The sequence below is a fragment of the Rhizobium sp. LjRoot258 genome, assembly GCF_964254185.1.
Taxonomy (GTDB): domain Bacteria; phylum Pseudomonadota; class Alphaproteobacteria; order Rhizobiales; family Rhizobiaceae; genus Rhizobium.
This window is the reverse complement of record NZ_CAXUST020000001.1, coordinates 3,024,792-3,037,935: the sequence shown is the minus strand read 5'-3', so window position 1 is coordinate 3,037,935 and position 13,144 is coordinate 3,024,792. Positions and strand designations below refer to the sequence as shown.

The window sequence follows — 13,144 nt, the reverse complement described above, 5'->3', positions numbered from 1 at the left end:
AATCAGGCCGAAAGCTTGGCAAGAACCTCTTCGGAGACTTCGAAATTGGAGTAGACGTTCTGGACGTCGTCATCGTCTTCGAGGCTGTCGATGAGTTTCAGCAGCGACTGGGCTCTCTCTTCGTCGACCGGCACATTGTTCTGGGCGCGCCAGACCGACTTGACGGTTTCCGCTTCGCCGAGCGTCGCTTCCAGCGCCTTGGCGACTTCACCGAGGGATTCGAAGGCGCAGGTGATGTAGTGGCCGTCTTCATCGGTCTCGACGTCGTCGGCACCGGCTTCGATGGCTGCTTCCATCATCTTGTCGGCATCGCCTGCCGACAGCTTGTAGGTGATCTCACCGACGTGGTCGAAGGAGAAGGAGACCGAGCCGGTTTCGCCGAGTGCGCCGCCGGCCTTGGTGAAGATCGAGCGGATGTTGGAAGCGGTGCGGTTGCGGTTGTCGGTGAGGGCCTCGACGATGATCGCCGTGCCGCCCGGGCCGTAGCCCTCGTAGCGGACTTCATCGTAGTTCTCGCCGTCGGCACCGGCGGCCTTCTTGATGGCACGGTCGATGTTGTCCTTCGGCATTGACTGGGCCTTGGCGTTCTGGATCGCCAGGCGCAGGCGCGCGTTCATAGAAGGATCAGGCAAGCCAGCCTTGGCGGCAACGGTGATTTCGCGCGCAAGCTTGGAGAACATTTTCGATCGCACGGAATCCTGACGGCCCTTACGATGCATGATGTTTTTAAACTGTGAATGGCCAGCCATGGCACCCCTGTTCACGTCTCATTGTCGGAATGGGCCGCCTTATAAGAGCGAAATGGGCCGTATTCAAGGGAAAACGGCTTCATTCTCCGGGGTACCGGCTCGTCCGGAACTACGGAACAAAGCCTCGAAGCTGGCGTTTCGAAATAGGGGACCCTTGAAACGGAAGGAAGTGCTATGGCTAGTTTCAACGAGGCGCGGAAACACCCGGCACGTCAGCTCTGGGATCAGGTCAACGACATTCATGCCGGCATGCTCGGCGTGGACGGAGTGGACATGCATATGCAGCCAATGGCACCACATGCCGATCCGAAGACCAATACGATCTGGTTCTACTCGAAATCGGACGCAGAAATCGCCCGTGCGATCAAGCCGGGCACCAGGGCACATTTCTGCGTCGTCGGAAAGCATCACGACTATCACGCTTGCCTTGCCGGCAAGATCGAGGTGCGGTCCGATCCGTCGAAGATCAATGAGTATTGGGATTCCGTCGTCGCCGCCTGGTATGAGGACGGCAAGAAGGATCCGAAGCTGACGATGCTTGTGATGCATGTTGACGATGCGGAGATCTGGGTCTCTACCGGCAGTGAGCTCAAATTTGGTTGGGAGATTGCCAAGGCCAATCTCGATGATGACAAGATGCCCGATGTCGGCATCCGGCAGCACCTGCAGTTCGCTTGACAATGAAATAGACCCGGCGCCTTCCGGGTCTTTTACTGCATACCTTTGGCGACGTAGATCAATGGCTTCCTCGGCAATGTACGCAGCGACACGGTGATCGTGTTCGTCGCTGCGTAGCTGACATCGAAATCGGGTCCGAACATCGACAGGAAGCTTTGCAGCGGCCTCGGCTGGTGCATCGGCAGGATGAGAGAGGCGCGCAGGCGCTTGATGACTCGACTCATGCTGTCCGAGCCCATCGTCAGGCCGCCGTCGACGGGAACCATGACGACATCAAGCCTGCCGATCTCGGCATAGTGCGCTTGCGTCAACTCATAATGAAGGTGGCCGAGGTGGCCGATGCAGAGCCCGGCAATCTCGAAGATAAAGATTGAATTGGCGTCCGTCTGCGGCGCACCGAAGCCGCCTCTGATATCCGTTGTGACGTTGCGGATGTAGGTGTCGCCGACCACGAGGTTCACCTTCGCCTTTTCCCCCGGGACGTCGCTCCATCCGTGCAGGACGTGTTGAATGGCAGGGTCGGTCACCAAACTATAATGCGAGGAATGGGCGCGGTTCATGGTGACGACCATCGGCACGTGTGGCGGCGAATACCAGCCGCTGTAGTCGGTCGCGATGGTTACGCCGCCCGGCGTTTCGATAAGGAAGGTGGAATGTCCGATGTAGGTCAGCGTGACCGATTGGTCGGCAGCGCCGGCGCCAACGATCGGTGCTGGGCCGGTGAAACTGGCGAAGGTCGCTTGCGGGATCGATTGGGCGATGGCCTGGCACTGGCTGACGTTTCTTCGTCCCTCCTGGGCAGCGGCTGCCTCCGCGGCGACCAAGACCACCAGGCAGGCGATTGCGAAGACAAGAAAACGCGGCTTCATGCCACTTCCTCCAGCGCTCTGACGGTAAGCTCGGGAGGATGCGGCAAGGCGCCGCAGCGGTCCAGTTGAAATCCAGAGCCACGGCTCACTTTTGCGTCATGGCGCGAGGCTGCCTGAACTAACGCCAAAACTCCGGAATGGTTTCGGCGAGCCGGGGCCCAAGGCGCAATGGCGCGATCTTTTCGGCGAGGCCGGTCGCATCTGATATCTCGACGCCGACGCCGCAGATGGTCGCTGGGCCGGTCGCTGCCTCCATGCGGCCTTTCGGCATCTTGGAGATGAAGCGGTTCAGTGGTTCTTCCTTGTCCATGCCGAGGGAAGAATCGTAGTCGCCGCACATGCCTGCATCCGATATGTAGGCGGTGCCGCCGTTCAGGATCTGGTGATCGGCTGTCGGCACATGCGTGTGCGTACCGACGACGAAGCTGGCGCGGCCGTCGACGAAATGGCCGAAGCACTGCTTCTCGCTGGTCGCTTCGGCGTGGAAGTCGAAGATGATCGCATCCGCCTGCTCTTTAAGCGGGCAGGCATCCAGGATCGTCTCGGCGGATTTGAAGGGATCGTCCAACTCCGGATGCATGAAGACGCGGCCCATGACATTTGCGACCAGCACGCGTGCGCCGTTGCGGGCATAAAACAGGCCCGAGCCGCGCCCCGGCGTGCCCTGCGGGTAGTTGGCCGGTCGCAGGAACTGGTCATGACGTCCGGCAAAGGCGACGGCTTCCTTCTGATCCCAGACGTGGTTGCCGGTCGTGACGACATCCGCGCCGGCATTAATCGTCTCGAGGAAGATATCCTCGGTAATGCCGAAGCCGCCGGCGGCGTTCTCGCCGTTGACGACGATGAAATCGAGTTTCAGGTCCGAAATGAGGCCGGGGAGGCGGTTCCAGACGGCAGTGCGTCCGGTCTTTCCCACCATGTCACCCAGAAAAAGCAGTCGCATTGCTATCCAATCCAAGAGGCAAAAAAGCGCAGCCCGCTTTCTGTCAGGAGGGCGTCCAGGCTGACGTCGTGCGGCTCGTCGGGCACATGTGCCACTTCCTGGCAGTCGAATGCAATGCCGATCAGTTTCGGATGCAGGCCTTTTTGCCGCAAACGCTCGATGGCGCGGTCATAATAGCCGGCGCCATAGCCGATGCGGTGGCCGCGATCGTCGAAAGCGGAGAGGGGCACCAGCATGATCTCGGGATCGAGCACGGCGGCGTCCGCAGGCGGGCCGGAAGTGCCGAAGCCTGTGCTGACCAACGGGACGCCGCGCACCAGTTCGCGAAAGGCGATCGTCTGCTTGTCGAGGATCGCCGGCACGCAAAGCCGTGCTCCACGCGCCTGGAACCGTGCCATGAGCGGACGGATGTCGGCCTCGGAGCGGATCGGCAGGAAGCCGGACACGATGGTGCCTGGCTCGAATGCCACGGCCTCGCCGGCATGCTCGGCCATGGCGAGGCTCATCTCGATGCGAATGTCTTCCGGGATCGCGTCGCGTAGCGCGAGGCGGCCGATACGCATTTCGGCTTTCAGTTCTTTCGGAGTCATGCGGTCCATCGCGCTGGTTTCAGCAGACGATAAAGCTCTTGCCGATCATTTCAACGGGGCAATGCGACCTTTGCGCGCCTGGCTGAGCCGATCAGGTCAAATCGTGATGCTCGTTGGAATGGCAGTGGCGCCAAGCTGTGCCTCAAGCGGATAGGCGCCTGCGGCCGATCCCTGCTGGCCGGCTCTTGCGCGCAGTTCGCGCATCGCCTTGTCCATCAGTTGCCGGACTTCCTGCAGGATGGCCTTGAACTCTTCCATCGTCTTGCGATCCTCGGTCGAGATACCGGCAGATGCCTGCTTTCCATCTTCGACGATGCTCTGGTAGGCATTGCGTGCCGCGGTTGTGCCGTCGGGCTCGTCCGCTTGTGTCGCGCTGCCCTCGGCATCTTTCGTGGATGCTGTCGCGGATGTATCGGTTGCGGCCACCGTAGCCGCACCCGTGCCCGCATCGGCGGTTGCAACGGCTGCATTGGCTGCAGATGCGATGCTCGTCGCGCTCGTCGCGCTCGTCGCGCTCGTCGCGACGGCGGAGGCGAATTCCGCAGCTGCGGCGCTGATCTTGTGAGCAAGTTCGGCCGCCAGCCGTGCAACGACTTCGGGCGGGTAGCCGCCGCCTTTGAGCATCTCCAACTGCTGCTTGGCTTCCTCAAGCTTGCGCGCCGCGCGGCTCTTGGCGGCTTCGGCGGAGGTCGTCATGTTCTCGCGCAGGCTCTCCTGCGCCTTGGCCGAATTCTGTAATATCTTCAGTCGCGCGCTGGCGCTGTCGGTCAACCAATTGAGATTGTCGGTTGAATAGGTGTTGCGCAGGATGTTGAGCGCTGATGCGGAACCGACTTGCATACTATCCTCCGGATTGCACTATCCGTGGTAGTCTGCAACTTCAGGCTTGCCTGGGCCTGTGCGCCGTCACCGGCCGCCTATCTGCCCGCGGCCAGCGCATGGATCGTTTCGTCGAACAAGGGCATGCCGCCTGGCGACCAACCGAGCGCGCGGATTTTCGCCGTGTCCATCGGTGTGAGCAGCGATTTGTCGGCGGGAAGCGGCAGCCTGTTCAGGCAATCACGCTCCCAGCGAATGGGCTCCAGGATGTCCCATGTATCCAAAGCGACGTCGGAGACGTTGAAGGTCTCCCCGGAGATGCGCGCAGCGTCCGCTTCCAGCATGAGCCGCACGGCTTTGCCAACGTCTCGTCCGTGGACCTCGGTTCCGGCACGTGAAGGCACAGGACGGCCAGCGAGGTAATCTTCGATCAGCTTGTCCCATTTGTTGGGTCGAAGGTCGCCGTAGACGCCGGTCAATCGGAGACTGGCCGTTGCAAAGCCCGGTGCCGCAAGATGCGCAAGGCTGCGTTCCGCATCCAGCTTGACTTGGCCGTAGAGGGTTTCCGGCTTGTCGGGCATCCCCTCCTTCAGGGTGGTTCCCGGCGCATGTTCGCCATAGGCAGCACGGCTGGAAACGAAGATACAGCGCCGTGTGCCGGCGCGTTTGGCGGCCTCGAGAAGCCGGACGGTGCCGTCCAAATTGAAGCGTTTGAACGTCTCGGGGTCGCAGCCTTCACCGCCGCGGTATTGTCCCGGCAGATGATGGAAGGCGGCGTGCACAAAGAAATAGGCGTCGTCGAAGGCTTCGATATGGTCATGCGCCGGATCGAGCGAAAGCGGCGCGAATTCGAGCGGGCGAGAAAAGAAGCGCGGCAGCGGCGCGTGGCGGCCGGCGATAATCACGGTATAGCCGGCGGCGAGCAGTTCTTCGACGATATAGCGTCCGACGAGACCCGTTCCGCCCGATACCAGTACCTTCATGCCGCCTCTTCAGGGTTGGCCATTGCCGAAATATCCGGCAGATCATCGCCGGCATAGAATGCGTGCCACAGGTCGATCAGCGGCCGCAATTTCTCGACCTTCGGATGATCAGCCTCCCATGGCTTCTCGTACTGGTAGTGCAGGACGGAAATGCTCCGCCAGTCCCAAAGCCTGGGCATGGTGAACCATACATATTGGAGCATGTTGAAATAGACCGGCAGGCCGTGCCAATCCGGGAAAAAATCCTGCAGGAAGGTCTGGTCCGTCCGCTTCCAGAACACGTCCGGCTGATCCAGTCGCTCCAGCATGCGTTGGAATGTGTCTTCGCACGGTCGTGCGACGAAAACTCCGGAATTCAGCCGATGGAAGTCGGCAAGAGATTCGTAGACATTCGGGGCGGCCGAAAACTCCGGGTAGTGGAAGAGCTTGTCGATGTTCCGCAGTACGATCGCATCGGCGTCGATGAAGACGCAGCTGGTGTATTCGCTCAGCTGCCAGAGGCGCAGCTTGCAGAAATTGTCGAGCGGCGAATGGAAGTCTGGCTTACGTCCCTTCGTAAAAGGGGCGGCGGAGTGCAGGTTGGCTCGCGCGTGGCGCTCGTTGAATTCGGTCGAGAGCGGCAAATGATCGGCTAGCACGAGTCGGCAGTCGAGTTGCAAGAGCGGGGCGAGGCTGGCTTCGCCAGCATCTGCCGTATGGAGGACGACGATATCGGCAGAGGTGTCGGTTCGGCGCAAAGACGCCGCGAGCGCCTTGGCACCCATGGCGTAGTCGTTGTTGGTGACGAGGGTGACGTAGGCGTGCCGCAAGGACCGGGGCTCACTCATGAAACCGACTTCAGCCTCCTGCCTTCCGGATCGTGGTTGATCGTAGCGGCAATGTCCTTCGTCCAGGCGGAAACCGCAGGAACGCGCGACCGGTCGACACGATAGGCAAACTTCTTGGCGACGTCGACGATTTCACTCAGCAGCCCCGCCTGCAAGGTGATCGGATCAAGGCCGAGATTGCGGAATTTCTCGTTCTTGACGATCAGCTCGTTCTCCGCCGCTTCCTTGCGCGGATTCGGCAGCCAGGCGATTTCGGCGCCACTCATCTTGGCAATCATTTCAGCCAGATCGCGCACGCGATGCGTTTCCGTCATCTGGTTGAAGATCTCGACGCGGGCGCCGCGGGCGGGCGGGTTGTTCAACGCCAGCTCGATGCAGCGCACGGAGTCCTGGATGTGGATGAAGGCGCGGGTCTGTCCGCCGGTGCCGTGAACGGTCAGCGGATATCCAATTGCCGCCTGGATCAGGAATCGGTTCAGCACCGTGCCATAGTCGCCATCATAGTCGAAGCGATTGACGAGCTGCGGGTGCCGGCGCGTCTGCTCGGTGTGCGTGCCCCAGACAATCCCCTGGTGCAGGTCCGTGATGCGCAGGCCGTCATTCTTTGCATAGAAATGGAAAAGCAGCTGATCCAGGCACTTGGTCACATGATAGATCGAGCCGGGATTGGAGGGGTAGAGGATTTCCTGGCTGACAGTCTCGCCGCCGGGCGTCTCGATCCCCACCGGCAGGTAGCCCTCGGGGATGGCGGCACCGACCGTCGAATAGCCGTAGACACCCATCGTGCCAAGGTGGATCAGATGCGCGTCGAGCTGAAGTTCGACGAGCGCATTCAGGAGGTTATGGGTGGCGTTGACGTTGTTATTGACCGTGTAGTTCTTGTGGCGGTCGCTCTTCATGGAGTACGGGGCGGCACGCTGCTCGGCGAAATGGACGATGGCATCCGGACGGTTCTCGGCCAGCCACTTCTTTAGGAGCTCGTAGTCCTTGGCGAGGTCGATCAGGTTGAAATGTATGCGCCGACCGGTTTCGGCGTGCCAGATGCGCGTGCGCTCTTGGATCGAATCCATCGGCGTCAGCGACTGGACCCCGAGTTCGGTGTCGATCCACCGCCGCGAGAGGTTGTCGAGGATATGGATGTCATGTCCGGCGTCGGAGAGATGCAATGATGTCGGCCAGCCGATGAATCCGTCCCCGCCCATCACTGCAATCTTCATCGCGTCGTCTCCTGCTTGATTGTCTCTGTCGAAAATTACTTAGGAAGCGTGACAATTGTTCAATGCTTGCAAGGCGGAAAGTCTTCCGCCAAAGAGGGCGCGTGACTTTGGAGAAAATTATGGCGGACAACGGTTTTTCGATCTCAGGCGAACTCACGCAAACGGGTCACCGGCTCTTGCAGCGCGTCTATTACGAGGACACTGACTTTTCCGGCCTCGTCTACCATGCTCGCTATCTGCACTTCCTCGAGCGCGGCCGCACCGATTATCTGCGTTGCCTCGGTGTCGAGCAGCGAGAACTCATCAATGCTGACGACGAGGGGCTCGTCTTTGTTGTCCACCGCATGGAGATCGACTTCAAACAGCCGGCGCGGATGGATGACATCCTGACTGTGCTGACACACACCGAAAAAGCCGGCGGGGCCAAAATGGTCCTCAATCAGCAAATCCGGCGTGGCGAAACGTTGCTGATCGCCGCCAGGGTGATCATAGCCGTCATTAACGCCAATGCGAGGCCGCGACGATTGCCGGAGGCACTTGCCGAGAAATTTCTGGAAGGCAGCAAGCCGCTCTGACGCCGTTGAGCCTACGCGCAATGATCGCACGGTTCTGCTGCGGCAAACCGCGTCGGTTGATAGCGAAGCGCCGAAAAGACGCGGGATTCCGGTCTTGCATAAACATGAGTTTTGTGTGAAGGAATTCGCGCGCTGGTAGATGAGCGCTGTGTGGTCATCGCCTTAGATCTGGCCAAGTATTCCAAGGGATAAATCTTTCGCCGATAGTTTCGCTGTCATGATCCGGCGCTAACGAACTATTAACCATAATAGTGTCTTACTCGGATTGTCAGAGTTTGTGCGGTGCACGCCTTCCTTTGACCAAATTTGACGGCAAGGAAGGCGGATAAGAGCTTGGAAGCTTGACCAGGGCTTTGGGCGGCGGCCGCCAGACACTTCTTGCGAGATCACTTTGTGCCGCCCGGTCAAGTGCCGGGCGTTTGGATTCGGGGATTTTGGATCAATGGAACAAGTAGGATTGGCAGCAGCAACGGCCGACGTCAGCCTCTGGTCGCTGTTTATGCAGGCAGGTCTCGTCGTCAAGCTGGTCATGCTCGGGCTCATCGCGGCCTCGGTCTGGACCTGGGCGATCGTCATCGACAAGTATCTGGCTTACGGCCGCGCGCGGCGCCAGTTCGACAAGTTCGAGCAGGTGTTCTGGTCGGGCCAGTCGCTGGAAGAACTTTATCGAACGCTGTCGGAACGCAACAACACCGGCCTTGCCTCGATCTTCGTCGCCGCCATGCGCGAATGGAAGAAGTCGTTCGAGCGCGGCGCACGGTCGCCGATCGGTCTGCAGATGCGTATCGACCGCGCCATGGACGTCACGCTCGCTCGTGAGTCCGAATTCCTCTCGGCCCGTCTCGGCTCGCTCGCGACGATCGGCTCGGCAGGTCCGTTCATCGGACTTTTCGGTACCGTCGTTGGTATCATGACCTCGTTCCAGGCGATCGCCGGCTCGAAGTCGACGAACCTTGCGGTCGTTGCTCCCGGTATCGCGGAAGCGCTGCTTGCCACCGCCATCGGCCTTGTCGCCGCTATCCCGGCGGTTATCGCCTACAACAAGTTCTCCGCCGACGCCGGCAAGCTCTCGGGCCGTATGGAAGGTTTCGCGGATGAATTCTCCGCCATCCTTTCGCGCCAGATCGATGAGAAGTTGCAGCCGCGCCAGGCCGCGCAGTAACGGACGGAAACGGAGTAGCGCAAATGGGTATGGCTGTTGGAGGCAATGGCGGCGGGGGCGGTGGACGCCGTCGCCGCGGCGGGCGCAGAGGCGCCGTCATCTCCGAAATCAACGTGACGCCGCTCGTCGACGTCATGCTCGTGCTGCTGATCATCTTCATGGTTGCCGCACCGATGATGACCGTCGGCGTGCCGGTCGACCTGCCGGAAACGCAGGCTAAGGCGCTGAATTCCGAAACGCAGCCGATCACGATCTCGGTCAAGAACGACGGCCAGGTGTTCCTGCAGGAAACGCCGATCCCGGCCGAGGAGATTGCCGCGAAGCTCGAGGCGATCGCAACGACCGGCTACAACGAGCGCATCTTCGTTCGCGGCGACGCGACCGCGCCTTATGGCGTGATCGCCGACGTCATGGCCCGCATCCAGGGTGCCGGCTACAAGAACATCGGTCTCGTGACGCAGCAGAAGAAGGACCAATAGCGAACGCTATGAAGGCCAGTATCGTCACATCTGCGGCTCTGCACTGTGCACTGCTTGCCTGGGCGCTGATTTCGATCGGCTCCCCGGAGCAGTTCAAGGTCGAGGATTTCGAGGCGATGCCCGTCGACCTCGTGCCTGTCGAAGAAATGACGCAGATGCAACAGGGCGACAAGACGGCCAAGCCGAGCGAAAAGCCGGCGCCGAAGCCGACCTCCAAGCCGACCGAAGTCGCAAACGCCGAGAACATGGGCGATAACAAGGTCGACCTTAAGACGCCGCCGGTCCCGAATGCTAAGCCGAACAACAATGTGAGCGCGGCCGCGCCGAAGGCCAGCGAAAAACCGCTTCCCCAGAATGATCCTGTGCCGAACGAGGTGAAGGAGATCATGAAGGAGGAGACGGACGTCGAGCCGAAGCAGGTGGCGTCAATCACGCCGCCGAAGCCCGAGATCACGCCGCCGACTCCGACGCCCCCGAAGGCCGAGGAGAAGCCACAGGAAACGCCCGAGCCACCGAAGCCGGATGCCGAGGCATTGCCGGACAAAGTGCCGACGCCAGTCGTCAAGCCGCAGGTGAAGCCGCCCGAACAGAAGCCGGCCGAAAAGCCGCCTGAAAAGAAGACGGAAGACAAGGCACAGACCGACGAAAAGCCGACCGACAAGAAGAAGGCCGACAAGAAGCAGGAGAAGGCGAAAGCCTCTTCCTCCAAGCAGAGCGACTTCAACGCCGACGACATCGCAGCCCTGTTGAACAAGCAGGACCCGTCGAACGGCGGTGCCAAGCGGTCAACCGAAGTTGCGTCGACCGGCTCCACCAAGCCGTCCACGGGTTCCAAGCTCTCGATGAGCGAGATGGATGCTCTGCGCAGTGCGATCGCCGGCAACTGGTCGGTTATTCCTGGAATGGAAGGCGCGAGCGAAGTTCGCATCAAGGTCCACATGAAGCTTGACCCTGATGGCAACATCATCGGCTCGCCCGAGGTCGAAGCGGTCGGCGGCACCAACGAGGCGACGCGCATGGCGTTGATGAGCGGTGCCAAGCGAGCCGTCATGAAGTCGTCGCCCTTCACGAACCTTCCGAAAGACAAATATGACGCCTGGGGCGAAGTTATCGTCAACTTCGATCCTAGCGATCTAGCCCTTTAAAATGCTGAAAGGCTTGTCCTCCATGACCAAGTGTTCCCTCATCCGCGCCTTGATGGTCGCCGTCGGCATGATAACCACTGCGGTTGTTGCCACGCCGGCGAACGCGCTTGTCGAAATCAACATCAACAAGGGTAACGTCGAGCCGCTGCCGATCGCGATCACTGACTTCCTGCAGGGCGACATGGGCGCACAGGTGTCGCAGGTGATCGCTGCGGACCTTCAGCGCTCCGGCCTCTTTGCGCCGATCAACAAGAACGCCTTCATCGAGAAGATTTCCAACCCGGATGCCGCTCCGCGCTTCGAGGACTGGAAGGTCATCAATGCGCAGGCCCTCGTCACCGGTCGCGTGACGCAGGAAAGCGACGGCCGCCTGCGTGCCGAGTTCCGTCTGTGGGACACGTTCGCAGGCACGCAGATGACCGGTCAGCAGTTCTACACGCAGCCTGAGAACTGGCGCCGCGTGGCCCATATCATCGCCGATGCGATCTACAAGCAGATCACCGGTGAGGAAGGCTATTTCGACACCCGCGTCGTTTTCGTCTCGGAGTCCGGCACCAAGCAGGAGCGCAAGCGCCAGCTCGCCATCATGGATCAGGACGGCTTCAACGTGCGCATGCTGACCAACGGCAGCGACCTCGTTCTGACGCCGCGCTTTTCGCCGAACCGTCAGGAAGTCACGTACATGTCCTTCGCCAACCAGCAGCCGCGGGTCTACCTGCTGCAGCTTGAGACAGGACAGCGCGAAGTCGTCGGCAACTTCCCGGGCATGACCTTTTCGCCGCGCTTCTCGCCCGACGGTCAGAAGGTCGTCATGAGCCTTCAGCAGGAAGGCAATGCGAACATCTACACGATGGACCTGCGTTCGCGCACCACGACGCGCCTGACCTCGACGGCCGCGATCGATACGTCGCCGTCCTATTCGCCGGACGGCGGGCGGATCGTCTTCGAGAGCGACCGTGGCGGCAAGCAGCAGATTTACGTCATGAACGCCGACGGCTCCGGCCAGACGCGCATCTCCTTCGGCGATGGCAACTATTCCACACCCGTCTGGTCTCCGCGCGGCGATCTGATCGCCTTCACCAAGCAGTCGGGCGGCAAGTTCTCGATCGGTGTCATGAAGCCGGACGGTTCGGGCGAGCGCATCCTGACGACGGGCTTCCACAACGAAGGCCCGACCTGGGCGCCGAATGGCCGCGTCATCATGTTCTTCCGCCAGGCGGCGGGAGCAGGTGGTCCGCAGCTCTACTCGATCGACCTGACGGGCTACAACGAGCAGCTCATCAAGACCCCGACCTACGCTTCGGACCCAGCCTGGTCGCCGCTTCTTGAGTAGTAAAGCCTGTGGATGTGCCTTTTTGTCGCCGCAAAAATCCCTGATTGGGGCGACTGAGGGACAAATCAATCATCCGTTAACCATAATTCTTGAGTGCCGATTAACCCAACGAGGTTACAGTCCGGCAACCTTAATCAAGTCGCAAGGAGACCGGCCATGAGCCGAATTCACACCCCGGCAATGAGCCGCATGCAGAATTTCGCCCGTAACCCCGTCATGATCGCGCTTGTCGCCGGTCTTGCTCTGGCCGGTTGCGCGAACAAGAAGAACGTGGCCAACAGTGCCGGCGACCTCGGCCTTGGCGCCGGCGCCGCAACGCCTGGCTCCGCTCAGGACTTCACCGTCAACGTCGGCGACCGCATCTTCTTCGACACCGACTCCACCTCGATCCGCGCGGACGCTGCCCAGACGCTCGACCGTCAGGCTCAATGGCTCGCCCGCTACCCGAAGTACGCCATCACTGTCGAAGGCCATGCCGACGAGCGTGGTACGCGCGAATACAACCTTGCTCTTGGTGCTCGCCGTGCTGCCGCCACCAAGGACTACCTCGCTTCGCGTGGCGTTCCGGCGCAGCGCATGAAGACGATCTCCTACGGCAAGGAACGTCCGGTTGCCGTCTGCGACGACATTTCCTGCTGGTCGCAGAACCGCCGTGCCGTCACCGTTCTCGGTGGCGCCGGCATGTAATTGCCGGGAAATATTACAATTTCGAAAGGCGGCTCCATCGCGGGCCGCCTTTTCTTTTTGAACACACTTTGGCCAGTTTCCGTTGCTT

15 protein-coding genes are annotated in these 13,144 nt (G+C 60.7%); 7 read left to right on the top strand and 8 right to left on the bottom strand.

Going from position 1 to position 13,144, the window contains the following annotated elements; all coding sequences use genetic code 11:
* Positions 1 to 2 precede the first annotated feature (2 nt).
* A complete protein-coding gene (locus ACSQ9D_RS14950; RefSeq protein WP_436282867.1) occupies positions 3 to 749 on the bottom strand; it encodes a YebC/PmpR family DNA-binding transcriptional regulator in 747 nt (248 codons plus the stop codon).
* A 174-nt stretch (positions 750 to 923) separates the two neighbouring features.
* Here ACSQ9D_RS14950 and ACSQ9D_RS14945 point away from each other — a divergent pair, with 174 nt between their 5' ends.
* Entirely contained in the window at positions 924 to 1,427 is a 504-nt protein-coding gene (locus ACSQ9D_RS14945; RefSeq protein ID WP_436282866.1) for a pyridoxamine 5'-phosphate oxidase family protein, read from the top strand.
* Positions 1,428 to 1,459: 32 nt separating this feature from the next.
* Here ACSQ9D_RS14945 and ACSQ9D_RS14940 read toward each other — a convergent pair whose 3' ends face one another.
* From ACSQ9D_RS14940 to ACSQ9D_RS14910, 7 genes are all read right to left on the bottom strand, one after another.
* Entirely contained in the window at positions 1,460 to 2,296 is an 837-nt protein-coding gene (locus tag ACSQ9D_RS14940) for an MBL fold metallo-hydrolase (RefSeq protein WP_436282865.1), read from the bottom strand.
* A gap of 118 nt (positions 2,297 to 2,414) precedes the next feature.
* Entirely contained in the window at positions 2,415 to 3,239 is an 825-nt protein-coding gene (locus ACSQ9D_RS14935; protein ID WP_037126794.1) for a TIGR00282 family metallophosphoesterase, read from the bottom strand.
* Between the two features lie 2 nt (positions 3,240 to 3,241).
* The gene (locus ACSQ9D_RS14930; protein ID WP_037126914.1) at positions 3,242 to 3,829 is read right to left on the bottom strand and encodes a 5-formyltetrahydrofolate cyclo-ligase; all 588 of its coding nucleotides are present in this window, start codon (positions 3,827 to 3,829) and stop codon (positions 3,242 to 3,244) included.
* Between the two features lie 96 nt (positions 3,830 to 3,925).
* Positions 3,926 to 4,669, bottom strand: a complete 744-nt coding sequence (locus ACSQ9D_RS14925; RefSeq protein WP_436282864.1) for a hypothetical protein — start codon at positions 4,667 to 4,669, stop codon at positions 3,926 to 3,928.
* Between the two features lie 77 nt (positions 4,670 to 4,746).
* A complete protein-coding gene (locus ACSQ9D_RS14920) occupies positions 4,747 to 5,631 on the bottom strand; it encodes an NAD-dependent epimerase/dehydratase family protein (RefSeq protein ID WP_436282863.1) in 885 nt (294 codons plus the stop codon).
* Positions 5,628 to 6,458, bottom strand: a complete 831-nt coding sequence (locus tag ACSQ9D_RS14915; protein ID WP_436282862.1) for a glycosyltransferase — start codon at positions 6,456 to 6,458, stop codon at positions 5,628 to 5,630. The genes ACSQ9D_RS14920 and ACSQ9D_RS14915 overlap by 4 nt, the downstream gene beginning before the upstream one ends.
* Positions 6,455 to 7,675, bottom strand: coding sequence for an NAD-dependent epimerase/dehydratase family protein (locus ACSQ9D_RS14910; RefSeq protein ID WP_436282861.1), 1,221 nt, complete (start codon positions 7,673 to 7,675; stop codon positions 6,455 to 6,457). Before ACSQ9D_RS14910 ends, ACSQ9D_RS14915 begins: the two co-directional genes overlap by 4 nt.
* A 119-nt stretch (positions 7,676 to 7,794) precedes the next feature.
* On the opposite strand from ACSQ9D_RS14910, the gene ybgC reads away from it, so the two are divergent.
* The 6 genes from ybgC to pal all read left to right on the top strand — a co-directional run bounded on the left by ybgC (position 7,795) and on the right by pal (position 13,056).
* Positions 7,795 to 8,250, top strand: coding sequence for a tol-pal system-associated acyl-CoA thioesterase (gene ybgC, locus ACSQ9D_RS14905; RefSeq protein WP_072378095.1), 456 nt, complete (start codon positions 7,795 to 7,797; stop codon positions 8,248 to 8,250).
* 442 nt (positions 8,251 to 8,692) lie between these two features.
* Positions 8,693 to 9,412, top strand: a complete 720-nt coding sequence (gene tolQ / locus ACSQ9D_RS14900) for a protein TolQ (RefSeq protein WP_037126807.1) — start codon at positions 8,693 to 8,695, stop codon at positions 9,410 to 9,412.
* A gap of 23 nt (positions 9,413 to 9,435) precedes the next feature.
* On the top strand, positions 9,436 to 9,891 hold the full coding sequence (gene tolR / locus ACSQ9D_RS14895) for a protein TolR (protein WP_024315418.1): 456 nt from the start codon (positions 9,436 to 9,438) through the stop codon (positions 9,889 to 9,891).
* An 8-nt stretch (positions 9,892 to 9,899) separates the two neighbouring features.
* Complete coding sequence (locus ACSQ9D_RS14890; protein ID WP_436282860.1) at positions 9,900 to 11,036, top strand: hypothetical protein; 1,137 nt, start codon at positions 9,900 to 9,902, stop codon at positions 11,034 to 11,036.
* Positions 11,037 to 11,058: 22 nt separating this feature from the next.
* Entirely contained in the window at positions 11,059 to 12,369 is a 1,311-nt protein-coding gene (gene tolB, locus ACSQ9D_RS14885; RefSeq protein ID WP_024315420.1) for a Tol-Pal system beta propeller repeat protein TolB, read from the top strand.
* Between the two features lie 156 nt (positions 12,370 to 12,525).
* The gene (pal, locus tag ACSQ9D_RS14880) at positions 12,526 to 13,056 is read left to right on the top strand and encodes a peptidoglycan-associated lipoprotein Pal (protein WP_037126811.1); all 531 of its coding nucleotides are present in this window, start codon (positions 12,526 to 12,528) and stop codon (positions 13,054 to 13,056) included.
* Positions 13,057 to 13,144: the final 88 nt, after the last annotated feature.

Bases quoted from the DNA above. Each gene is read 5' to 3' on its own strand.
- ACSQ9D_RS14950 (WP_436282867.1), bottom strand. From the start codon at position 749: ATGGCTGGCCATTCACAGTTTAAAAACATCATGCATCGTAAGGGCCGT.
- ACSQ9D_RS14945 (WP_436282866.1), top strand. From the start codon at position 924: ATGGCTAGTTTCAACGAGGCGCGGAAACACCCGGCACGTCAGCTCTGG.
- ACSQ9D_RS14940 (WP_436282865.1), bottom strand. From the start codon at position 2,296: ATGAAGCCGCGTTTTCTTGTCTTCGCAATCGCCTGCCTGGTGGTCTTG.
- ACSQ9D_RS14935 (WP_037126794.1), bottom strand. From the start codon at position 3,239: ATGCGACTGCTTTTTCTGGGTGACATGGTGGGAAAGACCGGACGCACT.
- ACSQ9D_RS14930 (WP_037126914.1), bottom strand. From the start codon at position 3,829: ATGACTCCGAAAGAACTGAAAGCCGAAATGCGTATCGGCCGCCTCGCG.
- ACSQ9D_RS14925 (WP_436282864.1), bottom strand. From the start codon at position 4,669: ATGCAAGTCGGTTCCGCATCAGCGCTCAACATCCTGCGCAACACCTAT.
- ACSQ9D_RS14920 (WP_436282863.1), bottom strand. From the start codon at position 5,631: ATGAAGGTACTGGTATCGGGCGGAACGGGTCTCGTCGGACGCTATATC.
- ACSQ9D_RS14915 (WP_436282862.1), bottom strand. From the start codon at position 6,458: ATGAGTGAGCCCCGGTCCTTGCGGCACGCCTACGTCACCCTCGTCACC.
- ACSQ9D_RS14910 (WP_436282861.1), bottom strand. From the start codon at position 7,675: ATGAAGATTGCAGTGATGGGCGGGGACGGATTCATCGGCTGGCCGACA.
- ybgC (WP_072378095.1), top strand. From the start codon at position 7,795: ATGGCGGACAACGGTTTTTCGATCTCAGGCGAACTCACGCAAACGGGT.
- tolQ (WP_037126807.1), top strand. From the start codon at position 8,693: ATGGAACAAGTAGGATTGGCAGCAGCAACGGCCGACGTCAGCCTCTGG.
- tolR (WP_024315418.1), top strand. From the start codon at position 9,436: ATGGGTATGGCTGTTGGAGGCAATGGCGGCGGGGGCGGTGGACGCCGT.
- ACSQ9D_RS14890 (WP_436282860.1), top strand. From the start codon at position 9,900: ATGAAGGCCAGTATCGTCACATCTGCGGCTCTGCACTGTGCACTGCTT.
- tolB (WP_024315420.1), top strand. From the start codon at position 11,059: ATGACCAAGTGTTCCCTCATCCGCGCCTTGATGGTCGCCGTCGGCATG.
- pal (WP_037126811.1), top strand. From the start codon at position 12,526: ATGAGCCGAATTCACACCCCGGCAATGAGCCGCATGCAGAATTTCGCC.